Origin of the sequence: Collinsella sp. AF39-11AT (assembly GCF_003474585.1) — a bacterium.
In the GTDB taxonomy this organism is placed as follows: domain Bacteria; phylum Actinomycetota; class Coriobacteriia; order Coriobacteriales; family Coriobacteriaceae; genus Collinsella.
Genome location: NZ_QROG01000007.1, coordinates 57,717 through 81,427, shown reverse-complemented (window position 1 = coordinate 81,427; position 23,711 = coordinate 57,717). Strand labels below are relative to the sequence as shown.

At 61.8% G+C, this 23,711-nt stretch carries 18 protein-coding genes; 13 read left to right on the top strand and 5 right to left on the bottom strand.

Features of this window, described 5'->3' with window-relative positions; all coding sequences use genetic code 11:
* Positions 1-77 precede the first annotated feature (77 nt).
* The 4 genes from nadA to DW037_RS04465 are packed head-to-tail and all read left to right on the top strand — an operon-like array spanning position 78 to position 3,945.
* Positions 78-1,103: a quinolinate synthase NadA gene (nadA, locus tag DW037_RS04480; protein WP_117806540.1), complete on the top strand. Its 1,026-nt coding sequence runs from the start codon at positions 78-80 to the stop codon at positions 1,101-1,103.
* Between the two features lie 56 nt (positions 1,104-1,159).
* On the top strand, positions 1,160-2,536 hold the full coding sequence (locus tag DW037_RS04475) for an FAD-binding protein (protein WP_233540029.1): 1,377 nt from the start codon (positions 1,160-1,162) through the stop codon (positions 2,534-2,536).
* Between the two features lie 3 nt (positions 2,537-2,539).
* Positions 2,540-3,400 (top strand): carboxylating nicotinate-nucleotide diphosphorylase, encoded by an 861-nt coding sequence (gene nadC, locus DW037_RS04470; RefSeq protein ID WP_117806539.1) that lies wholly within the window; start codon positions 2,540-2,542, stop codon positions 3,398-3,400.
* Positions 3,400-3,945: a transcription repressor NadR gene (locus tag DW037_RS04465; RefSeq protein ID WP_117806538.1), complete on the top strand. Its 546-nt coding sequence runs from the start codon at positions 3,400-3,402 to the stop codon at positions 3,943-3,945. The genes nadC and DW037_RS04465 overlap by 1 nt, the downstream gene beginning before the upstream one ends.
* Positions 3,946-4,036: 91 nt before the next feature.
* Here DW037_RS04465 and DW037_RS04460 read toward each other — a convergent pair whose 3' ends face one another.
* Positions 4,037-4,222 (bottom strand): DUF362 domain-containing protein, encoded by a 186-nt coding sequence (locus DW037_RS04460; protein ID WP_006235216.1) that lies wholly within the window; start codon positions 4,220-4,222, stop codon positions 4,037-4,039.
* Positions 4,223-4,765: 543 nt separating this feature from the next.
* Here DW037_RS04460 and dnaK point away from each other — a divergent pair.
* The 5 genes from dnaK (at position 4,766) to DW037_RS04435 (ending at position 11,798) form a co-directional block, all read left to right on the top strand.
* On the top strand, positions 4,766-6,658 hold the full coding sequence (gene dnaK, locus DW037_RS04455) for a molecular chaperone DnaK (RefSeq protein WP_117848336.1): 1,893 nt from the start codon (positions 4,766-4,768) through the stop codon (positions 6,656-6,658).
* A gap of 2 nt (positions 6,659-6,660) precedes the next feature.
* Entirely contained in the window at positions 6,661-7,503 is an 843-nt protein-coding gene (locus DW037_RS04450) for a nucleotide exchange factor GrpE (protein ID WP_118372897.1), read from the top strand.
* Between the two features lie 107 nt (positions 7,504-7,610).
* On the top strand, positions 7,611-8,576 hold the full coding sequence (locus DW037_RS04445) for a DnaJ C-terminal domain-containing protein (protein ID WP_055285310.1): 966 nt from the start codon (positions 7,611-7,613) through the stop codon (positions 8,574-8,576).
* Positions 8,577-8,648: 72 nt separating this feature from the next.
* Positions 8,649-9,065 carry a heat shock protein transcriptional repressor HspR gene (locus tag DW037_RS04440; protein ID WP_006235210.1) on the top strand — a complete coding sequence of 139 codons (417 nt, stop codon included), beginning with the start codon at positions 8,649-8,651 and terminating at the stop codon, positions 9,063-9,065.
* Positions 9,066-9,497: 432 nt separating this feature from the next.
* A complete protein-coding gene (locus tag DW037_RS04435) occupies positions 9,498-11,798 on the top strand; it encodes a hydratase (protein WP_118372896.1) in 2,301 nt (766 codons plus the stop codon).
* A 270-nt stretch (positions 11,799-12,068) separates the two neighbouring features.
* On the opposite strand, the gene DW037_RS04430 is transcribed toward DW037_RS04435, so the two are convergent.
* Positions 12,069-12,737 carry a hypothetical protein gene (locus DW037_RS04430; RefSeq protein WP_117583635.1) on the bottom strand — a complete coding sequence of 223 codons (669 nt, stop codon included), beginning with the start codon at positions 12,735-12,737 and terminating at the stop codon, positions 12,069-12,071.
* 234 nt (positions 12,738-12,971) lie between these two features.
* Here DW037_RS04430 and DW037_RS04425 point away from each other — a divergent pair, with 234 nt between their 5' ends.
* From DW037_RS04425 to DW037_RS04415, 3 genes are all read left to right on the top strand, one after another.
* On the top strand, positions 12,972-13,643 hold the full coding sequence (locus tag DW037_RS04425; RefSeq protein ID WP_147345477.1) for a hypothetical protein: 672 nt from the start codon (positions 12,972-12,974) through the stop codon (positions 13,641-13,643).
* 447 nt (positions 13,644-14,090) lie between these two features.
* Positions 14,091-16,718: an ATP-dependent chaperone ClpB gene (gene clpB / locus DW037_RS04420; RefSeq protein WP_118372894.1), complete on the top strand. Its 2,628-nt coding sequence runs from the start codon at positions 14,091-14,093 to the stop codon at positions 16,716-16,718.
* Between the two features lie 136 nt (positions 16,719-16,854).
* A complete protein-coding gene (locus DW037_RS04415; protein ID WP_233542248.1) occupies positions 16,855-17,046 on the top strand; it encodes a hypothetical protein in 192 nt (63 codons plus the stop codon).
* A 132-nt stretch (positions 17,047-17,178) separates the two neighbouring features.
* Here DW037_RS04415 and DW037_RS04410 read toward each other — a convergent pair whose 3' ends face one another.
* The 3 genes from DW037_RS04410 to DW037_RS04400 form a co-directional block, all read right to left on the bottom strand.
* Positions 17,179-18,681, bottom strand: coding sequence for a hypothetical protein (locus DW037_RS04410; protein ID WP_147352007.1), 1,503 nt, complete (start codon positions 18,679-18,681; stop codon positions 17,179-17,181).
* Positions 18,682-18,918: 237 nt separating this feature from the next.
* Positions 18,919-19,926: a DUF5692 family protein gene (locus tag DW037_RS04405; RefSeq protein ID WP_118372892.1), complete on the bottom strand. Its 1,008-nt coding sequence runs from the start codon at positions 19,924-19,926 to the stop codon at positions 18,919-18,921.
* Between the two features lie 63 nt (positions 19,927-19,989).
* The gene (locus DW037_RS04400; protein WP_118372891.1) at positions 19,990-20,652 is read right to left on the bottom strand and encodes a TetR/AcrR family transcriptional regulator; all 663 of its coding nucleotides are present in this window, start codon (positions 20,650-20,652) and stop codon (positions 19,990-19,992) included.
* 188 nt (positions 20,653-20,840) lie between these two features.
* Here DW037_RS04400 and DW037_RS04395 point away from each other — a divergent pair, with 188 nt between their 5' ends.
* The gene (locus DW037_RS04395) at positions 20,841-23,618 is read left to right on the top strand and encodes an FAD-dependent oxidoreductase (protein ID WP_199578310.1); all 2,778 of its coding nucleotides are present in this window, start codon (positions 20,841-20,843) and stop codon (positions 23,616-23,618) included.
* Positions 23,619-23,711 lie beyond the last annotated feature (93 nt).

The window sequence follows — 23,711 nt, the reverse complement described above, 5'->3', positions numbered from 1 at the left end:
GTTTACAGCTGTCTTGTCAGCTGTAAACCTAGGTGTCATACTAAAGCCCCAAGATTCGCCAAAAGAGAGGGGCCTTGATGGCACAGAGCGCGAACATGGATGCATCGGAGCTTGCACGCGATATCGCGGCCGGCCTAGCATCGGCAACGACGGCAACGGAGCGCGCGGCACTGGTGCCCGCAGAGCTCGTCGAGGCCATTCAGCAACTAAAAGCCCAACGTGACGCGGTAATCCTGGCGCACTACTATGTGGCGCCCGAGGTCCAAGCCGTTGCCGATTACGTCGGCGACAGTTTCTACCTGGCAAAACTCGCCAAGAGCCTGCCGCAGCAGACTATCGTGCTGTGCGGCGTGGAGTTTATGGGCGAGAGTGCCAAGCTGCTCAACCCCACCAAGACCGTGCTGCTGCCCGAGCCGGGCGCGGACTGCCCCATGGCTCACATGGTCAAGCGCGAGACGGTCGACGCGGCGCGCGCCGAGTACGGTGACGACCTTGCCGTGGTCTGCTACGTCAACTCCACGGTCGAGATCAAGAGCTGGAGCGACGTGTGCGTCACCAGCTCCAACGCCGTCAAGATCGTGTCCGAGCTGCCGCAGCAGCACGTCCTGTTCATCCCCGACCAAAACCTGGGCCGCTTCGTAGCCGAGCAGGTGCCGCAAAAGCACGTCATCCTCAACAACGGCTACTGCCCGCGCCATCACATCATCACCGTCGAGCAGATCGTCGACGCGACGGAGGCCCACCCCGACGCGCTCGTGCTGGCGCATCCTGAGTGCAAGGCCGACGTCCTGGCCGAGGCCGACTACATCGGCTCCACCGCCGGCATCATCAAGTATGCCGAGGAGTCCGACGCCAGCGAGTTCATTATCGTGACGGTCCGCGGCGTGCTCTACGAGCTCGAGCGCCGCTGCCAGGGCACCGGCAAGAAGTTCCACTTCCCCGCGGTGCAGCCCACCTGCGTCAACATGGACCTCATCACGCTCGAAAAGCTCGTGCGCTGCCTGGAGACGGGCGAGGGCGAGGTGCAGATCGGCGTCTCGGACGAGGCGGCAGACCAGGCCAAGCTCACGCTCGACCGTATGCTCGAGTACGCAGCGCGCTAGAACAATGTGACATGAGGGACAGTCCCGCATGTCACATTACAAGGGAGAGGATTCCTGTGGAAACCAAACAATACCCCGACATGGAGTGCGACGTCGTCATTGCCGGCTGTGGCGTGGCGGGCCTGTACGCGGCCCTCAATCTGCCGACGAGCACGCGCGTGATCATGCTCTCCAAGGGCGCTGTCGACGAGTGCGATTCGATGCTCGCGCAGGGCGGTATCTGCGTACTGCCCGAGGGCTCGGACTACGATGCCTTCTTTGAGGACACCATGCACGCCGGCCACTACGAGAATCGCCGCGAGAGCGTCGACATCATGATCCGTTCGAGCCGTTCGGTCATCAACGACCTGCTAGCGATGGGCGTGGATTTTGAGCGCAAGGCCGACGGCAGCCTCAACTTTACCCGCGAGGGCGCGCACAGCCGTCCGCGTATTGCCTTCCATGCCGACATTACGGGCAAGGAGATCACGACCAAGCTGCTCCAGGCCGTTCGCAAGCTGGATAACGTGCAGATTTTGGAGCACGTGGCCATGACCGACATCCTGACGGGCGAGCGTGACGGCGTCACGGTGTGTGTCGGTGTCGTCGCCGTTTCCGTGGACGAGGACAACTCGGTTCGTCCCGCCGACGAGCTGGCAAATGCCGCCGAGGGCGTGCATGCCGGCGAGCCGTTTAAGATTCATGCCCGCCGCACGCTGTGGGCGACAGGCGGTATCGGCGGCGTGTACGACCATTCGACTAACTACCCGCAGCTCACGGGCGATGCATGCTACATCGCTCAGGAGCATGGCATTAAGATGGAGCACCTGGACTACGTGCAGATTCACCCCACGGGGCTGTTCTCGCCGCAGCCGGGTCGCACCTTCCTGATCAGCGAGAGCTGCCGCGGCGAGGGCGCGATTTTGCTCAACGCCGCCGGCGAGCGCTTTACCGACGAGCTTCAGCCGCGCGATGTGGTCGCTGCCGCTATTCGCGAGCAGATGAAGCAGGACGGTACCGAGCACGAGTGGCTGAGTTTTGCCCCCGTCGAGCGCGATGTGGTGACCGGGCACTTTGCCAACATTCGCGCGCGCTGCCTGGAGGACGGCCGCGACATCTTGGACGAGCCCATCCCCGTTACGCCCACGCAGCACTACTTTATGGGTGGCGTATGGGTCGATAAGGACGGCCGCACCTCGATGCCCGAGCTCTACGCCGCGGGCGAGACGGCCTGCAACGGCGTTCACGGCAAGAATCGCCTGGCTTCCAACAGCCTGCTCGAGTCCCTGGTTTGGGGCCGCCGTGCCGCCTGGTGCATGCGCACCGGCGAGTCGCTCGCCGTGGAGCAGGCGGGCGAGCCCGCGCTTGACGGGCGTCATCGCGCCCTGGGCGCCGAGACCCTTGCAATCGATGATTTGGCCCGTGCGGCCGGCACGCAGGCCGTGGAGGAGTAGACCATGAATCCCATTACCATGAAGCTCGTCGTCGATGATCTGATTTTGCAGGCTCTGCGCGAGGACATCACGTTTGAGGACGTGAGTACGGCGAGCGTGTGCCCTACGGCGCGCCCCGCTACCGTTGAGCTCATCGCCAAGGCCGATGGCATCATCGCCGGCTTGGATGTGTTCGCTCGCACTTTTGAGCTGCTGGATCCGCAGAGCTCCGTGTTGTTCGATGTCGCGGACGGCGACGAGGTGCACGCCGGTGACCACGTGGGCCAGGTGCGCGGCGATGCGCGCGTATTGCTTTCGGGCGAGCGCGTGGCGCTCAACTACCTGCAGCGCATGAGCGGCATCGCTACTTACACGCATCGGATGGCGGCCGCGCTCGAGGGCACCAAGACCGTGCTTGTCGACACGCGCAAGACCACGCCGGGCATGCGCGTCTTCGAGAAGGCAGCAGTCGAGATCGGCGGTGGCAGCAACCATCGCTACAACCTGTCGACGGCCGTCATGCTCAAGGACAACCATATTGACGCCGCCGGTGGTGTGACGCGTGCGATTGAGATGGCACGCGCCCACGCATCGTTTACCACGACGGTCGAGATTGAGTGCGAGAACCTGGACATGGTACGCGAGGCCGTGGAGGCCGGTGCCGATATCATCATGCTCGACAACATGACCCACGACGACATGGCTGCAGCGATTGAGCTTATCGCCGGTCGTGCTAAGACCGAGTGCTCGGGCAACGTAGACGCCGACAACATTCGTGCCCTGGCCGACCTGGGTGTTGACTTTATCAGTTCGGGGGCGTTGACGCACTCTGCGCCGATTCTCGACCTCTCGCTCAAGCACCTGCGTCTGCTGGACGGTAAATAATGGACGCCCGCGAGCGTCGCCGTGCCATCATGGCCGTGCTCGAGGGGGCCAAAGATCCTGTCTCGGGCAGTGCGCTTGCCCGCGAGGTGGGCGTGAGCCGTCAGGTCGTGGTGCAGGACATCGCCCTGCTGCGCGCTGACGGGCACGATATCGTCGCCACCAATCGCGGCTATGTACTACAGGAGGCCCCCAGCAGCCCCGCCGTGCCCACGCGCTTGGTCAAGGTTCGCCACAGCGTGGAGCAGGCAGGCGATGAGCTCACGAGTATCGTCGACGCCGGTGGCGCCGTGCTCAACGTGATCGTCAATCACCGCGTGTACGGTAAGATCACGGCCGACTTGGACATTCGCAATCGTCGCGATGTTGAGCGCTACCTGCACGATATCGAGAGCGGCAAGAGCTTTCCACTACTAACGGTGACGAGCGGCTACCACTTCCATCGCATTGCGGCAGAGGATGAGCAAACCCTCGACGAGATCGAGGCCATGCTCAAGGAGAAGGGCTACCTTGCCGATTTAATGCCCTACGAGGATGATTTGTCCTAGAACACATGCAAAAGGAGGCCTCCGCGGCGATGCGGAGGCCTCCTTTTTGTTTGTGCACGGTGTACTTTTGAGTGTGCAGGTGGGGGAGTTGTTACTCCTCGACGATCTCGGTGATCGCGCCAGCGGGGCAAGCGTCCTGGCAAGCGCCACAGGCGACGCAGGAGTCCTCGTCAGCGACGGTAGCGACGTCCTGGAGCTCCAGAACGCCAGCGGGGCAGGAGTCGACGCAAACGCCACAAGCGATGCACTCGTCGGCATCAATTACGGGATGAGCCATGGTAGTTTCCTCTCTGTTGACCGACGCTACAGACGATGCGCGCCGGTTTGATTCGGGCAAAAACATACCACGGGAGCGACCGTTTGCAATACCCTCTGGCCGGCATCTTCATACCGTTCGCCGAGTATGCCAAGGTTTACTAAAAAACGCGCAGGTGGGGCCGTTGAGCTGCGCAAATGTTAGCTAAAGGTGACTTGAAATATTGAGCTATTGAGCGCGCTTTTGGAAAGCGCATCCCGGAATCGGCGCTCAAAACGGGTCGCGCTTTCCTCGGGGGTGCCCCAAGATCGTTCCGTGTGGCTCCGGTCCAAACCTCAGCCATCTCTACATAGATTTCGATAGATTTGCCGAGAACTCAATCAGCGTATCTACCTGCGCATTTGAGAACCTAAACTCTCGGCAATAAGAAATCTTATATGAATTGACTTAGATTTTGTATATTCCGGCCCATAAGGGGATACACTACATCCTGAAAGACAAGCCGAAGCGCCGCGTGACAGACCGTCGAGGCGGCGCGAACGCAAAAGAGAGAGGGAATTTCTAATGGGCAAGATTCTTGGTATCGACCTTGGTACTACTAACTCCGCTATGGCCGTCCTCGAGGGCGGTTCTCCGACCATCATCGTGAACGCCGAGGGCGACCGCACCACGCCGTCCGTCGTGGGCTTCCGTGCCGACGGCGATCGCGTCGTGGGCAAGGCCGCTAAGAACCAGGCGGTCACCAACCCCAAGAACACCGTGTTCTCCATCAAGCGCTTTATGGGCCGCAAGTACTCCGAGTGCACCTCCGAGCTCAAGACCGTGCCGTATGAGGTCAAGGAGGGCCAGGGTGGCCGTGCCGTCGTCGACATCGAGGGCAAGGATTACACCGCCGAGCAGGTGAGCGCCATGGTGCTCGCAAAGATGAAGGCCGACGCCGAGAAATACCTGGGCGAGACCGTCACCGACGCCGTCATCACCGTCCCGGCCTACTTCAACGACGCGCAGCGCCAGGCCACCAAGGACGCCGGTAAGATCGCCGGCCTTAACGTCAAGCGTATCGTCAACGAGCCGACCGCTGCTGCTCTGGCCTATGGCCTGGACAAGCAGGGCTCCGACCAGCGCATCCTGGTCTTCGACCTGGGCGGCGGCACCTTCGACGTCTCCATCCTCGACCTCGCCGACGGCGTGTTTGAGGTTCTGTCCACCTCGGGCGACAACCACCTGGGCGGCGACGACTGGGATCAGCGCGTCATCGACTGGATGGCCGATAAGTTCCAGCAGGAGAACGGTGTCGACCTGCGTCAGGACCCCATGGCCCTGCAGCGTCTGAAGGAGGCCGCCGAGAACGCCAAGAAGGAGCTCTCCGCCGCCCAGCAGACCACCATCAACCTGCCGTTCATTACCATGAACCAGTCCGGCCCGCTGCACCTCAACTACACGCTGACCCGCGCCGAGTTCGAGAAGATCACCCGCGACCTGCTCGAGCGCTGCAAGCAGCCTGTAACCAATGCCCTGCGCGACGCCAAGCTTAAGCTCTCCGATCTGACCGAGGTCATCCTCGTCGGCGGCTCCACCCGTATGCCCGCCGTCCAGGAGCTCGTCAAGACCATGACCGGCAAGCAGCCCAACATGTCCGTGAACCCCGACGAGGTCGTTGCCGACGGCGCTGCCGTCCAGGGCGGCGTGCTCACCGGCGACGTCGAGGGCATCCTGCTGCTCGACGTTACCCCGCTGTCGCTGGGCGTCGAGACCATGGGCGGCATCATGACCAAGATGATCGACCGCAACACCACGATCCCGACCTCCAAGACCGAGGTCTACTCCACCGCTGCCGACAACCAGACCAGCGTCGAGATCAACGTGCTCCAGGGCGAGCGCGAGCTTGCCCGCGACAACAAGTCGCTCGGTAAGTTCCAGCTGACCGGTATCCCGGCTGCCCGCCGCGGCGTGCCGCAGATCGAGGTTACCTTCGACATCGACGCCAACGGCATCGTCAAGGTCTCCGCTAAGGACAAGGGCACCGGCAAGGAGCAGCAGATCACCATTTCCGGCTCCACTGCTCTGTCCGACGACGAAGTCGATCGTATGGTCAAGGACGCCGAGGCTCATGCCGAGGAGGACAAGAAGCAGAAGGAAGAGGTCGAGGTCCGCAACCAGACCGACAGCCTGTGCTACTCCACCGAGCAGACCCTCAACGAGCTGGGCGACAAGGTTTCCGCTGATGTGAAGTCCAAGGCCGAGGCCGCTATCGCCGACGCCAAGAAGGCGCTCGAGGGCTCTGACGTCGAGGCCATCAAGGCCGCCGGCGAGTCCCTGCAGTCCGTGGCCTACGAGCTGGCCCAGGTTGTCTACGCCGACGCTCAGCAGCAGACCGACGGTGCCGCCGGTGCCCAGCCTGCCGACGATGACGTTGTCGACGCCGACTACGAGGTTGTGGACGACGAGGACAAGTAATCATGTCCGCCCGTAAAGCTCGCACGGAGGCGGCTGCCGCTGGCGCCGCCCCCGTTGACTCTGAGGAGAAGGACGTGAAGATTCCCGTAGAGGCCGTCGACGATACCGAGGTCAACGAGGCCCCGGCCGCCGAGGCTGCCGAGAACCAGGTAGAGGATTCCAACAAGGAGGCGACGATGACCGAGGACGAGATGGTGGAAGCCGCTATCCGTGCCGGTGAGGAAGCCGCCGACAACGACTTTAAGCTCAAGTTCGAGCAGGCTCAGAAGGAGCTTGCCGACGTGCGCAGTGAGCTCGATGCTGCGGCAGAGGCCCAGAAGGCCGCCGAGGACAAGGCGAAGGACGCCACCGAGCGCACCGCTCGTCTGCAGGCCGACTGGGAGAACTTCCGTCGCCGCACCGCCAACGAGCGCATCGCCGAGCGCGAGCGCGCGACCGAGAAGCTTGTCACCGCGCTGCTGCCGGTGATCGACGATATCGAGCGCGCGATCGACCATGCCCGCAGCCAAGAGCTTTCCGACGACTTTAAGCAGTTCGTCGATGGCGTTGACGCGGTTCATGCCAAGCTGCTCGACGTGTTTGCGCACGAGGGCGTTGAGCCCATCGACCCCAAGGGCGAGGCGTTCGATCCGCTCGAGCACCAGGCTGTGGGTCGCGTCGAGGACGCATCGCAGTACGACGAGACCGTCAACGACGTGTACCAGAAGGGCTACCGCATGGCGGATCGTATTTTGCGTTCCGCGATGGTGACGGTGACCTACGGTGGCGAGAAGCGCCCCGCACCGGAGCCCGAAGCGGCGCCCGAGGATGCTGCGGCCGATACGGCCGAGAGCACCGAGGAGTAATTGAGAAGGGCCCCGGGGCAACACCCGGGGCCCTTTCTGACCTAGTGCCATATGAAAGCATGAGCCGCCGTCCGCTGGACGGCGGATGAAACAGGAGAGGAGCTACGATGGCTGCAGGCAAAACCTTCTATGACATCCTGGGCGTATCCAAGAGCGCCTCCGACAAAGAGATCAAGAGCGCGTTTCGCAAGCTCGCGCAAAAATATCACCCCGATGCCGGCGGCGACGAGGCCAAGTTTAAGGAGATCAGCGAGGCCTACGAGACGCTTTCGGACGAGAAAAAGCGCAAAGAGTACGACCAGATGCTCATGTTTGGCGGCATGCCGGGCGCGGGCGGCGCGTATGGCGGTGGCTACGGCGCCGGTGCCGGCGCGAGCGGCTGGGGCGATATCTTCGACAGCATCTTTAGCGGCAACGGCGCCTGGGGCAGCGATTGGGGCTCGGGCTTTGCCGGGGCCGCGGGCGCTGCCGGTGCGGGCGCGGGCCGCAGCCGTGCTCGCAAGGGCGGCGACCTGTCGCTGACCGTCGATGTGACGGCCGAGGACGCGTTTCGCGGTGTGACGCACAAGGTCACCTACCGCATTCCCTCGACGGGCGAACAGCAGACCATTACGGTCTCGGTGCCCGCGGGCGCGGTCGACGGCGGCAAGCTGCGCTACAAACGTCGCGGCGAGTATGGCGTTGCCGGTGGCGAGCGCGGCGACCTGGTCGTGACCACACATGTGGAGGAGCACCCGCTGTTTAAGCGCAAAGGCGCCGACGTGACCATGGAGGTACCGGTCTCGGTCTACGAGGCGGCGCTCGGCTGCACGGTGGACGTGCCCACGCCCGGCGGTGCGACGGTTCGTTTGAAAGTGCCTGCGGGCACCCAGACGGGCAAGAAGTTCCGCTTTAAAGAGATGGGCGCGCCCGACGTTAAGCACCGTGGCCGTACGGGCGCGCTGCTCGTCGAGATCAAGGTGCAGGTTCCCACGAACCTGTCCGATGACGAGCGCGATGCCATGACCAAGCTGCGCGAGGCCGACACGCGCGACTATCGCGAGAAGGTCAATCGTTACAAGGCGACGTACTAGGGCGGTCGCGGCGCACGCCCACGCCCGCGGGCTTATGATGGACGATAACGAGACGGAAAGGGGTCAGGTAGCATGGCCGAGGACAATAGGAACAAACCGCTGTACATGATCAGCGTGGCAGCCGAGCTGACCGGCATGCATCCGCAGACTCTGCGCGTCTACGAGTCCAAGGGCCTGGTGAATCCCCAGCGCTCGGGCGGCAACACGCGTCTGTATTCGCGTGCCGATATCGAGCGCCTGGAGCTCATCAACCAGCTGACCGATGAGGGCATCAACCTTGCCGGCGTGGTGCGCATTCTCGATATGAAGGAGCGTGCCGAGGAGCGCGAGCGCGAGAACGAGAAGCTCCGCGCCCGCGTTCGCCAGCTCGAGGACGAGCTACACGAGTACAAGATGCAGAAGAAGATCACCGCCCTGGCTCCGCGCGACGGCTCGGTTAACCCCGAACAGGTCATGCGCAAGCTACTGGGCGCCGGCGGGGATCTGTAGGTTACGCCGTTCTGCCGAACGGCGTAACGGCTCGACGCTGCGCGCCGCCCAGGGCGACAATTTGTCATTCAAAAGGCAAGGCATGACCAGAAGGTCTATGCCTTGCCTTTTTCATGCCAACTTGTTCGCTCTGGACGTCGCTCGCTGCCCGTCCTCTACCTGCGGCGTTGCCTTGCTCCGGATGCGGTAGTCATTGGGAATGTTCTTAAATGACTACCCGAAAGATTGCCAACCTGGCAGTTAGGGACGTTCCTTTTGTGCCGGCACTTTGGGACATTCCTTGTCAAGAGATTGGTGCAAGATGCTCGTCCTTTACTTTACCGAGATAAAGTGAACGTGCAGATTCGTAACCCACTCGCAACCGTTCTATGGCACGATATTGAACGAATGTATGCTATGCGCCCAAATCTTTTGGGCAGAGTGGGAGACAGTATGGTCAAGCTGTACGAGGACGGCATTTACCTGCGCGGCGGCAGCGAGGTTGTGCCTGCGGCCGAGGCTGCCGAGCGCGGTATTACGCAGACGCCCGAGGATGCTAAGCGCGGCACCATCGCGTATTCGATCCTCCAGGCACACAATACGTCCGGAGATCCCGAGGCGCTCAAGATTCGCTTCGACGCTATGGCGAGCCACGACATCACCTTTGTCGGCATCATCCAGACGGCGCGCGCCTCGGGCATGGAGCAGTTTCCGCTGCCCTACGTGCTCACCAACTGCCATAACTCGCTGTGCGCCGTGGGCGGCACCATCAACGAGGACGATCACGTCTTTGGCCTTTCCGCGGCCAAGAAGTACGGCGGCATCTTCGTTCCGCCGCACATCGCCGTCATCCACTCCTTTATGCGTGAGAACTTCGCCGGCTGCGGCAAGATGATCCTGGGTTCCGACTCGCACACCCGCTATGGTGCCCTGGGTACCATGGCCGTGGGCGAGGGCGGCGGCGAGTTGGCAAAGCAGCTGCTGCGCGACACCTACGATGTCGCCTATCCCGGCGTCGTGGCCATCTACCTCACGGGCGCCCCGCGCCCCGGCGTCGGCCCGCACGATGTGGCGCTCGCCATCATTCGCGCCGTCTTTGCCAAGGGCTACGTCAAGAACAAGGTCATGGAGTTTGTGGGCCCCGGAATCGCGAGCATGACGACCGATTACCGCAACGGCGTTGACGTCATGACCACCGAGACCACCTGCCTGTCGAGCATTTGGGCCACCGACGAGGACACGCATGCGTTTTTGGCCATGCACGGCCGCGGCGACGACTACCGCGAGCTCAAGCCCGCCGATGTCGCCTACTATGACGGTTGCGTCGAGGTCGACCTGTCGAGCATCAAGCCCATGATCGCGCTGCCGTTCCATCCTTCCAATGGCTTTGAGATCGACGAGCTCAACGAGAACCTCGAGGACATCCTGCATGAGGTGGAGCTCGAGGCTGCCAAGATCGGCGAGGGCAAGACGCACTTTAGCCTGCTCGACAAGATCGTCGACGGCAAGCTGCACGTACAGCAGGGCGTTATCGCCGGCTGCTCGGGCGGCAACTACGACTCCGTGGTCCAGGCTGCCCGCGTGCTCAAGGGCGCCAACACCGGCTGCGGCGAGTTCTCGCTGTCGGTCTATCCCACAAGCCAGCCCGTGGCGCTCGAACTTACGCGCCGTGGCTATATCTATGACCTCATTGAGGCCGGTGCGATCGTGCGCACGGCGTTCTGCGGTCCGTGCTTTGGCGCTGGCGACACGCCTGCCAACAACGGCCTTTCGATCCGCCACACTACGCGCAACTTCCCCAACCGCGAGGGTTCCAAGCCGGGTAATGGCCAGCTGAGCGCCGTGGCCCTGATGGATGCTCGCTCCATTGCGGCAACGGCTGCCAACGGTGGCGTCCTGACGCCGGCGACCGACCTGCCCGAGGAGACTTGGGACGAGGCCTGCGAGTACACCTTTGACGACGCGCCGTACAAGAAGCGCGTGTACTGGGGCTTTGGCAAGGCGGAGCCTGCCGATGTGCTGGTCGAAGGCCCCAACATCAAGCCGTGGCCCGCGATGGAGCCTCTCGGCGACGATATCCTGCTCAAGGTTTGCTCCAAGATCATGGACCCGGTCACTACGACCGACGAGCTCATTCCCTCGGGCGAGACGAGCTCCTTCCGCTCCAACCCGCTGGGTCTGGCCGAGTTTACGCTGAGCCGTCGCGACCCGGCGTACGTGGGTCGCAGCAAAGAGGTCGACGCTGTGGAGAAGCGTCGCGTTGCCGGCGAGTCCGCGGGCGACCTGGCCGCGCTCGATGCCGAGCTTGCCGGTGTGTTCGAGGCGCTGGCTGGTGCGGGCGTCGCGGCAGATGCCAAGGCGACCGAGTACGGTTCCATGCTCTATGCCAAGAAGCCCGGTGACGGTTCTGCCCGCGAGCAGGCCGCGAGCTGCCAGCGCGTGATCGGCGGCCTGGCCAACATCGTCCACGAGTACGCCACCAAGCGCTATCGCTCCAACGTGATGAACTGGGGCATGGTGCCCTTCCAGATGGAGGCCGAGCCCAGCTTTGAGGTGGGCGACTACGTCTTTGTGCCGGGGATTCGCACTGCGCTCGATGGCGACCTAAAGGACATCGCCGCCTACGTGGTGCGCGCCGACGGTGCGGTCGAGCAGATTGAGCTCTACATTGCCGATATGACGGCCGAGGAGCGTGCCATCGTCAAGGCCGGCTGCCTGATCAACTACAACAAGTTCAAGGCCGCTGCCGAGTAACGCACTTAATTGTCCGCCCGGGGCCACCCTTTCCCGCCCGCTCACGCGCTTCGCGAGGGTCGCGTTCGGCAAAGGGTGGCCCCGGGCTACGTTTCTGCGTTCTCGTTGGGTCTTGAGGGACGCTAATAAATAGACTTGCTTGATGCCGCCTCTGTTATCGGGGCGGCTTCTTTTTGTTGAAAACCACCACAAAGGGGGCAGGCACCTTTGTGGTGGTGGGGACGAGCTCGATGCTGTTGTGATCGTTGAGCGGCATGTTAATGGGCGGCTCTACAGAATTTCATCTGGGCTGGCGGGTTTGGTTGTTTTGGGGATGCCGAGTTTGGATGACGCGAAATCGTCAACATTGTCCTTAATTCCGTCTTTGGTGTAGACAGTGACCATATAGGTGCTGTGTCCGAATTCGCCCTTGTCGCGTGTTGCCCAGGCATCCCAGTAGGCGGCCCCGTTTCGCCCTTTGATTTTTCCGACACGGCGGAGTTCTGTTCGCTTTAATTTCTGGTTGCTATAGATGGTTCGACCGGCCTCCTCGGTGAGCCCGCACTGTCCAAGCATCTTGTCGAGGACTTGGTTCATGTGGCGCTCATCGGTGTTTGGTGCGTAGTCGTAGGCGAGGGTGATGAAGTCGAGTGGCTGGTCGTCGATTAGATAGTTTAGCGTCTGAGGTCCAAGGCAGAAATAGGGGGAGCATCCGTCGATCTGACCGAGCAGTGGCAACTTTGACTGCCAACTTCCGGTGGGAATTCCATCTTCGTAAAACACGCCGCGACAGATAAAGGAGAGCGAGGTGGCACGCGAGCCGGCGTCGACCATTCCGCATAAATCGAAGGGCGAGGTGATACCAAGGGAAAAGGGCGTGATGACGATAAGGAAGAGCATCACGATGGGTATGGCGAGAATGGCGATGACGTTGCGACCGGTGGAATGAGGCGGCTTCATATGCGCTCCTCGAGACAAAGATCTGTTGAGGATAGGCAGAAATGGATATGTTCAGAGAACAATTCAAGTTTAATCTCATTGCGCGAGATGGTCGACCGTTAGCGTCGAAAACCACCACAAAGGTGCCTGTCCCCTTTGTGGTGGTGAGGAGCGCGCGGCTTCTTTTGGTAATAGTGTTAGCTGGCGGTATCATTAGTGCAGGTGGCGAAGGTTTGCATTGTGGGGTGTTTTGCCGTGAGCCGTTCTGCCCGTATTGGATTGATTGTTTTGGCGCTTGCGATTACCGTGGTTGGCGCGGGCGTTGTCGGCATGGCATTTCTACCTGCTGCGGTGACGGAGTCGGTGGTCAAGCCTGTGACTCAATCTGTCGAACTTCTGACCGGCGACGACAAGCCCGAGACCATTGCCGTTGATTTTGATGAGCAGCCGGCTGTGCTGGGTATTAGCAATTATCCGCGTATTCAGCTTGGGGCCATGCGCTATACCACGGATACAAGCCTGATCGATAGGGCGTCCGAGCTACTCAAGGGCAAAACATTTAAGCGTTGGTACGGATATGCGTCCTATCGGGCAAAAGCGAACGACATGGTTGGCGGATGCCACTCTTCCATCGAGCTGGACACTGCAAACGGCGCAAAGTTATGTGATGTCTCGTACGATCCGGGCTACGAGGGCAATGAGGGTCCGGGCATCTACATCATGGACGGCGATGTCGCCTATGTCATGGAGGGCGACCAGACCGAGCTCAACGATTTTATGGGTCAGTGTATCCAAGATGCCTATAAACAGACCTGCTTGCCTGACCCGCAGACTGCACGCGATAGTGGGTCTGCCCGTACATGGCTGTTCGAGGATGAGATGCCCTGGACCGTCGAATCGGGAAGTACGGGTTCGGCGAAGGAGTAGAGACCGCGACCACCACAAAGGGGACAGGCACCTTTGTGGTGGTTTTTGGTTTGTCTCGATTTGTAACATCTTGGCCGCTAAAAGTGGGCCTGGTGTTACAGATTGAGATTTTCGATTCGGGTGTCTTCTGTTCGTCTCGATCTGTAACAGTTAGACCCTAATTTGCCGAGTAGATGTTACAGATTGAGACAAACGGGTGCCGCTGGTCATTTCATCTCGATCTGTAACATCTAGAGCCATAAACAGCCGCTAGATGTTACAGATTGAGATAGTAAGGGGACGAGGCCGTAGCGGGTGAGCGCACCTGCTCCCTATCTTTCAATCACTCAGAAAATCTTATATATAGAGACTTAGATTTGTGTATAAGATCGCACAAAGCTGGCAACAATACTTCTCGAACAACGTGAAGCCGCCCCGTAGGGCGGCCGCCCCAAGAGAGGTGATTCCATGAGAATCGATAAGCTAGCAATGACGTCGCGCGAGGCGCTGCAAACCGCCATGAGCACGGCTGCCGACGCGCAGGCCGGCGCGGTGGAGCCGATTCATCTGCTTTCTGCCCTGCTCGGTGCCGGCGAGCGCAATATCTCCGTGATCATCGAGCGCATCGGTGCCGACCCGGCCCAGCTTGCGCGTTCCACGCAGGACGCCATCGACCACGCGCCCAAGGTTTCGGGCGAGGGTCAGCAGATGGGCCTGTCCAACGAGCTCGTCCGCGTCATCGAAAAGGCCGAGAAGAAGGCCACCAAGATGGGCGACAGCTTTGTGGTGACCGAGCATCTGCTGATGGCACTTGCCGAGGACAAGGGCGAGGCCGGCCGCGTGCTGCGCGATGCCGGCGTCACCAAGGAGCGCATCGAGCAGGTCTACGAGGAGCTGCGCGGCGATGACCGCGTGACGTCTGCCGAGGACAAGACGCAGTTTGAGGCGCTGGAGCAGTATGGTCGCAACATCTGCGACCTCGCCCGCGCCGGCAAGCTCGACCCGGTCATCGGCCGTACCGACGAGATCCGCCGTACCATCCAGGTACTGTCGCGCCGCACCAAGAACAACCCCGTGCTCATCGGCGAGCCGGGCGTCGGCAAGACGGCCATCGTCGAGGGCATCGCCCAGCGTATCGTGGCCGGCGACGTGCCGAGCACGCTGCGCGACCGCGACCTTATCGAGCTCGACATGAGCGCGCTGGTCGCCGGCGCCAAGTACCGCGGCGAGTTCGAGGACCGCTTAAAGGCCGTGCTCAAGGAGGTACAGAAGTCCGAAGGCAAGGTCATCCTGTTCATCGATGAGCTCCACACCATCGTGGGCGCGGGTGCCACCGAGGGCTCCATGGACGCCGGCAACATCCTCAAGCCTGCGCTCGCCCGTGGCGACCTGCATGCAATCGGCGCGACCACGCTCGACGAGTACCGTAAGTACATCGAGAAGGACGCGGCGCTCGCCCGTCGTTTCCAGACGGTGATGGTGAGCGAGCCCACCGTCGAGGACACCATCTCCATCCTGCGTGGCCTCAAGGAGAAGTACGAGATCTTCCACGGCGTGCATATCACCGATAGCGCGCTCGTGGCAGCTGCCGACCTCTCCGATCGCTACATCGCCGACCGCTTCCTGCCCGACAAGGCCATCGACCTGGTCGATGAGGCGGCAAGCCGCCTGCGCATGGAGCTCGACAGCATGCCGGTCGAGATCGACGCCACCACGCGTCAGCTCACCCAGCTGCAGATCGAGGAACAGGCGCTCATGAAGGAGACCGACGACGCCTCCAAGGAGCGTCTGGAGGCCCTGCGCCAAGAGATCGCCGAGGTCCAGGAAAAGCTCAACGTGCAAAAGGCCGGCTGGCTCAACCAGAAGAACGCCATCGACCACGTGCAGGAGCTTAAGGGACAGCTCGACGAGGCCAAGAGCGAAGAGGAGCGCGCGACGCGCAACGGCGACCTGGGCCGTGCGTCCGAGCTGCGCTACTCCGTGATTCCGGGCCTGCAGCAGCAGATTCAGGATTCCGAGGCCGCGCTCGAGGCACAAAAGCAACAGGACGGCGAGGGCCTCAACGAGCAGGTGACCTCCGACGAGATCGCCGAGGTCGTGAGCGCCTGGACCGGCGTGCCCGTGTCCAAGATGATGCAGGGCGAGCTCGACAAGCTCAAGGGCTTGGAGGGCGAGCTGCATAAGCGCGTCATCGGCCAGGATGAGGCCGTCTCCGCCGTCGCCGCAGCCGTGCGCCGCAGTCGTGCGGGCCTCTCCGATCCGGACAAGCCCATCGGCAGCTTCTTCTTCCTGGGCCCCACCGGCGTAGGCAAGACCGAGCTCGCCAAGGCGCTGGCCGAGTGCCTGTTCGATGACGAGCGCGCGCTCGTGCGTATCGACATGTCCGAGTACATGGAGAAGTTCAGCGTCCAGCGTCTGATCGGTGCGCCCCCGGGATATGTGGGCTACGACGAGGGCGGCCAGCTCACCGAGGCCGTGCGCCGTCGTCCGTACTCCGTGATCTTGCTCGACGAGATGGAGAAGGCTCACCCGGATGTCTTCAACGTGCTGCTGCAGGTGCTCGACGACGGTCGTTTGACCGATGGCCAAGGTCGCCAGGTGTCCTTCAAGAACACGATCATTATCATGACGTCCAACGTGGGCTCCAAGGCTATCGCCGAGCTTTCCGGCAAGGACGAGGAGGAGATGCGCCATCAGGTCGACGCCGCCATGGCTCAGACCTTCCGCCCCGAGTTCCTCAACCGTATTGACGATATCGTGGTGTTCCATCCGCTCGTCATGGCGCAGATCGAGAAGATCGTCGATATTCAGCTTGCCGACGTCCGCGCACGTCTGGCCAAGGAGCGCATGACGCTTGCCATCACCCCGGCGGCCAAGCAGATGCTCGCCGTGGGCGGCCTGGACCCGGTCTTTGGCGCCCGTCCGCTCAAGCGCCTGGTCCAGCGCGAGGTCGTGGATGCCATCGCGGCCGCTATCATCGATGGCACGGTGCGCGAGGGCGATCAGGTGACGGTCGATGTCGACAAGGACGGTGGCTTTACCGTCGTGTGCGACAACACGCCGGCGGCCACCTACGAGGTCCCCGACGCCGAGTAGATCTTTAGGACATGCCTTAAAATCTGCCTTTAGAGCCAAACGCCAAGGGCGGCGGATCCGATTGGGTCCGCCGCCCTTTTTCGTGCGACAATCGATGGTGTTGAACGTGAGTACATGGCAAGGAGCTATGCAGACGATGGACAAGAACAAGACGAACACGCCGGCGACCGATGCCGCACCCGCCGCACCCAAGCCTGCGCCTAAGCCGGCACCCAAGCCGCGCGACCCCTATATCCGTGCCGAGAACGAGGACGACGACGGCTACGATCCCTACAGCGATCGTCGCCCCGAGCGCGAGCCGCTGTTCGAAGCCGACCCGTGGCGCTGAGTGCCACCCAATAGGCCACCAATAAGTTGCGGTGAAATAGGGACTGTTTTGCGGTTTGACCAGCAAAAACAGTCCCTATTTCACCGCAACTGCGTTAGAGATGTGGGTGTTGGGCGGCTGTCTTCGGGCCGGCTAGTCCTGGGCTTTGATGCTCGGCAGGAGAATCTGAGCGAGGTAGTCGGTCTCGAGTTTGGTCGCGGCGTCCGCCTTGCCGTCTTTGCCAACCAGGTCGTTCTTGATCTGGCTATAGGTATAGCGGTTGCCGGTCGTAAGCTCGACAAGCTCAATGGCCGTGTCCATGGGGTAGGTCGACACGGGGTCTTGCGTGCGCCCGTTGATGGTCTGGGGCACCACATACGGATAGACGGGGCCGCTGGCGTAGACCGTGTAGCCGTTACCAAGGTTTGCCGTACCCAAAACCGTATCGCCCTCATCGGGGGTAAAGCTCTCGCCGTCGCGCACCGCAACAAGCGTCACGATCGGCGTATTGCTGTCGCCGTCCAGATAAATGCACAGCGTGCTGCCGTTTTGCCAGGTTGCGACCTTGCCATACCACTCAACCGGAATATCGAGTTGATACAGGTCCGTCGCCTTATGCCGAGCGTCGGCATCGCGGGCGGACTGTGCCTCGCTCGCGCTTACGGCGTTGGCGGCGGCATCGCGGCGTGTAATTGCCGCCTGCTGGAGTATCTTTGCCGCGGCGGCAGAGCTACAACCGCCCTCCTCGGCGTACTTGGCCGCGGCATCGATCTGGTCGTCAGTCACCGTGTCGGCCGAAGGTACCTTGAGCTTAAAGGTGGCCTGGGCACTCAAATCCTGCCCATCGCTCTTAATGGTGACCTGCGCCTTGGTGGTCGGGACGGTGTAGATGGTGCCGTCGGCCGCGATGGGGGAGGCGGCGATGGAGAACGTGTAATCGCCGGGCAGCAGCTTAATGCCACGACCGTGCTCATCAACGTAGAGTGTTTCGCTCACGGAAGAACCGTCGGAATCCTGCCCGCTCACCTGTACGGGAATCTTGGAGCCAGTTGAGCAGTCGAGGCCCGCGGCATGTATGCCAATTTGCACCGACATCATGGTATGGGCGTTTGCGGCAACCACGGCGGCCTGCTCTTGCTGGTATCCGTTCCAAGCCGCATAGCCTGCGCCGCCGGCGACGAGCGCGACGGCCACAACGCCGGCAACCATCAGGTTGCGTCGCTTGGGCGACATCTTCCGGTGACGGGCCTCGGCCTCATGTGCCGAGGGAACGGACGGCAGGGGAATATCGCCCATGGCGATGGTCTCGTCCACGGCCGGCGCAGAGCCTAAGCCAGGGAGCTCGCGGGTCAGCGAATCTTCGGCCGGCAAGTTGTCGAGCAAGATGGTTTCCTCGCTCGTGTCGGATTCGGTCTGGTCGTCGGCCTCACATTCGGATTCCTCGTGCCCCGCCTCGTCTTCGGTGGGCACGACGCCATCGTCTTTTGCATCCTGATCATCGGGCTGCGACTCGATTTCCGGCTCATCCTGCACATCAACGATCGAATTGTCAAATGTAATCTCGGCCAGCGCGATCTGGTCCAGGCTCTCCAGGGCCTCGGCACACGCTTCTGCATCTTGGACCGCATCCTCTTGGCCCATCGTTTCATCTTTCATATATCCCCCAAGCTCAATATCGGGACAACAATGTACCCAAAATTGGGGTCACATAGGGCTGTCAGTCGGTTGGAAATCTGATTTTATCTGTGAGAGAGGTTTTGCATATGTGCGTGAATGCGCGCAACAACAAAAAGCCCCGGAAAGCGGGCGAATCGCTTTCCGGGGCTGCGCATGACGCGCGATTGCGGCGTCGGCTAAGTTTGCCTACATCCAAATGTGGGCGGAATAAACACGTTACTCGGCGTGCGCGTAATCAACCTTGGCGCGGCGAGCGGTGGCCTTCTCCCAATCGCTGGTGCCCTCAAAGACATCCTGCTTGTAGGGATTGCGGCCGAGCTTCTTGGCGCGGTAGGCGATGTAGATGATTGCGGCGACGTTGGCGATCAGCGCAGCGATCGAGACCGCGGTAGCGGCGCCGGGGTCGAGCGTGGAGTGGGTCACAAAGATGGACTCCTCCTGGAAGTAGGGGAACACCTGGGCAAACATGCACCAAATGGCCAGCGTAAAGGCGCGGTTCTGAATCCAGCCGCCCTTGTTCCAGATAAAGGCGGCGACGGTGGGCGCCAGCAGGAGCGCAAAGCCGCAGAACCAGGAGTGGGTGGGCAGGCAGTTGTAGGTGTAGCAGAAGTTCCAGATATCGTAGGCGATGATGTAGACCCAGGTCATGTCGGGCCACAGCATATCGGTCTGATCCTCGGAGGCGTAGACGCTCCACCAACCGGTCATGCAGAAGATGTTGATGATACCGGCGATGCCGTTGAACACGTTGTTCCAGCCGGCCAGTTGCGTGGCGCCCTCGGAGGTGACCCAGGTGGACTGGCCCAGGACAAAGAAGTGATAGGCGCTCTCGAAGTCGGACACGACGGCGATCATGATGTTGATGGCGACGATCACAAACGGCCACGCGCGGAACCAGTGCGCCTTGCCGATCTTTCCCCACTGGTACTTAATGGCGATGAAGCCCCAGCAACCGGCCAGCGCCGCGTACACCTTGGCGTAGTGGAACCAGCTGTTCTGGTACACATGGGTGGGGTTGGTGAGCGCCCACTCGGCACCCTGCGAAACGCCGACGGCGATGGCGACGCAGTAGATGGTCATGGCCAGCGGAGCCACGCCAAAGATGATTGCCGCGCCCAGCTTGGTGCGGCGGCCGACCTCGTTGAGCACGATGAGGCCAATAAAGACCATGGCCCAGCCGGCCCAGTGGATAAGGGTATCGCTACCCCAAACATCGAACAGCATGCTGCTCTCCTTTCACAAGCCCGCGGCCCCTCTTCTGATCGCGGGCAGTTTGGCCAAATGTCGTCAGTTCTGGGGCTTGCGCTCCGGATACTTGGCGGTATAGCCCTCGATATGGAGTGTCGAGGCGATGATTTCCTTGACCGTCTCGACGGGCACATCGGGGTGCGTGCGGATATACATCAACAACCCCATGATGAGGGTGTAGAACGTCTCGTAGACATGGTCGATGCGTAGCTCATGATGGGCGACAAAATCCACCACGGTGGTATCGCAGATATACTGCGCCACGCGCTGGACCACGTTGTGCAAAAAGCCGCCGTAGAGCGCGCCGCTGCTCGAGGTGAGCGTGCTCGGCAACTCGTGGCCGCTCACGACCAGGCGCTTAAAGAGCGGAGCGACGGTGTCGAGTGCGCCTTCGATGTCGCCAACCGTGCGGCTGGCGTTCCACTGCTCGAGCTCGGCGATAAAGCCGTCGATCGCCTCGTCCATAACGGCAGTGACGGCGGCATCCATATCGGCAAAGTAGTGGTAGAACAGCGAGCGCGTGCAGCCAGCCCGCTTGGTCACGGCCGATACGGAAAGATGGGACACACCAAGCTCGGCGCTCACGGCGCGCACAGCGGCGAGGATCTCGCGACGGCGCTCGTCGCCCGTCAGGCGTTTTGCCGCGCTGTCAGGCGCGGGGACGGCGTCGACCACAGAGATGTTTGCTATGCCATCGCTCATGCGTTTGCCGCCTTTCATCCGTTTGGGCCTGACCGTTCGCCTAACAGTCTTGAATATTGTTGACGATTCGTCAATACTGTTTTTGACACAATGTCAACAATAGCGGGTGAACGGCATGGGGGCATGTCGGGCCCGTACAAAGAGGGGCGCTGCGGCCTCGCCGGGCTGCGGCAAGAGAAGGGACAACCATGATTCTCAACGGACCGGGAATTAGCTATACCGAGCCCGATATCGGTGCGGAGTTCGTGCCGCCGATACCGGAGCATCCGCGCGAGGCCATCGTCAAACTGTGCGAGCATTGCACCAACCGCCTGTTGCACCGCGACGAGCTGCTGGGCTACGAGTACTGGTCGTTTGCCGAGGCCGCAACCGACGAGCAGGCCGAAGCGCTCTGCAAGATGAAGATGCGCCGTCCCTATACGCTGCCCGAGATGGTCAAGCTCACCGGCATGCCCGAGGCTGATATCGAGAAGATGCTCGACGACATGAGCTACACGGGCCTGCTCGAGTACAACTGGGAAAACCCCCAGCGCGCCAAGCAGTGGGTGCTGCCCATGCTGGTGCCGGGTTCCGCCGAGTTCCTCAACATGCGCGTGAGCCAGCTCGAGGAGCATCCGGTCTATGCCAAGTTCTTTGAGCAGGCGTCCAAGGGACCGCTGTCCAAGGCCACGCCGATGGTACCGCCCGGCGGTGCCGGCATCGGCATGCATGTCATTCCGGTCGAGAAGGCCATCGATGCCGCGAGCACCTCGGTGCCGATCGAGCATATCGAGCACTGGCTTGACAAATACGAGGGCAAGTATGCCGCCAGCACCTGCAGCTGCCGCGCGAGCCGCCGCGTGATGGGCGAAGGCTGCGCCGACGATCCGGCCGACTGGTGCATCGCTGTGGGCGATATGGCCGACTACGTGGTCGAGACCGACCGTGGCCATTACGTGACCCGCGACGAGGTTTACGACATCCTGCGCCAGGCCGAGGACAACGGCTTTGTGCACCAGATCACCAACATTGACGGCGAGAACAAGATTTTCGCTATCTGCAACTGCAACGTTAACGTGTGCTACGCCCTGCGCACCTCGCAGCTGTTCAACACGCCTAACCTGTCGCGCTCGGCCTATGTCGCCAAGGTCGAGAAGGACAAGTGCGTGGCCTGCGGTCGCTGCGTTGAGGTGTGCCCGGCCGGTGCCGCCAAGCTGGGCCAGAAGCTCTGCAGCAAAAAGGCGGGCGGACAGGTGCCCGAGTATCCGCGCCAGGAGCTGCCCGATGCCACCAAGTGGGACCACACCAAGTGGTCGCCCAACTACCGCAACGACAACCGCATCGAGACGCATGAGTCCGGCACCGCGCCCTGCAAGACAGCTTGCCCCGCGCATGTTGCCGTTCAGGGCTATTTGAAGCTCGCGGCTCAGGGTCGCTATGACGAGGCCCTGGCGCTCATCAAGCGCGAGAACCCGCTGCCCGCTATCTGCGGCCGTGTGTGCAACCGCCGCTGTGAGGATGCCTGCACCCGCGGCCGTGTGGACGCCGCCGTGGCTATCGACGAGGTCAAGAAGTTTATCGCCCAGCGCGATCTGGATGCCGCGACCCGCTATGTCCCACCTGTGGTGACCCCGACGCGTGCCGGCGGCTTCGATCAGAAGATTGCCATCATCGGTGCCGGTCCGGCCGGCCTGTCCTGCGCTTTTTATCTGGCCGAGAAGGGCTACAAGCCCGTCGTGTTCGAGAAAAACGAGCGCCCGGGCGGCATGCTCACCTACGGCATTCCCAGCTTTAAGCTGCAGAAGGACGTCATTGAGGCCGAGGTCGAGGTCATTCGCCTGATGGGTGCCGAGTTCCGCTATGGCGTGGAAGTCGGTCGAGACGTGACGCTCGACGAGCTGCGCGCGCAGGGCTTCAAGGCCTTCTACGTTGCCATTGGCTGCCAGGGCGGCCGCCTTGCCGGCATTCCGGGCGAGGACGCCGAGGACGTGACCGTGGCCGTCGACTTTTTGCGCGAGGTCAACAGCGGCAAGATCGATGCGCTGCCCGGCCGCACCATCGTGGTGGGCGGCGGCAACGTGGCCATCGACGTTGCCCGCAACGCCTGCCGTCTGGGTTCCGAGCATGTTGAGATGTTCTGCCTGGAGAGCGAGGCACAGATGCCCGCCAGCGAGGAAGAGCGTCGCGAGGCCATCGAGGACGGCGCACACATCAGTTGCGGTTGGGGCCCCAAGGAGGTCCATCTGGACGAGGCCGGCCGTGTGTGCGGCATCACCTTTAAGCGCTGCACGCGCGTCTACGATGACGAGGGCCGTTTTGCGCCCGAGTACGACGAGAACGACCTGCGCCGCGTCGATGCCGACCGCGTGGTCATGTCCATCGGCCAGTCCATCGTGTGGGGCGACCTGCTGGCTGGCTCCAAGGTGGAGCTTGGCCGTGGTCAGGGCGCCCTTGCCGATCCCCAGACCTACCAGACCGCCGAACCCGACATCTTTGTGGGCGGCGACGTCTATACCGGTCCGAGCTTTGCCATCGATGCCATCGCCGCCGGTCACGAGGCCGCCGTGTCCATCCATCGCTTTGTGCAGCCGGGCTCCACGCTCACCATCGGCCGCAACCAGCGCCGCTACGCCGCGCTCGGCCGCGACGATGTCGTGATCGAGAGCTATGACAACGCGAGCCGTGAGGTTGCCCACGTGGACCACGAGCGCGAGAAGGCCGCGCCCTTCAGCGAGTACGTCGAGACCTTTACCGAAGAGCAGGTGCGCGCCGAGACCGCCCGTTGCCTTGGCTGCGGTGCCTCAATCGTCGACCCCAACAAGTGCATCGGCTGCGGCCTGTGCACCACCAAGTGCGCGTTCGATGCCATCCATCTGGATCGCGATCGCCCCGAGTGCTCCACGATGGTCAAATACGAGCAAAAGCTCCCGAGCCTTGGCAAGTATGCTTTAAAGCGTGCAATCAAAATCAAGTTCGGTCGTAAATAGGTAACCATGGCGGGTAAGGGGACGGCGCAGACTAGATTTCGCCGTCCCCTTGCTTTGAGTTTGCATCGCATCAACCGTTGTTGAAAGGTTTCT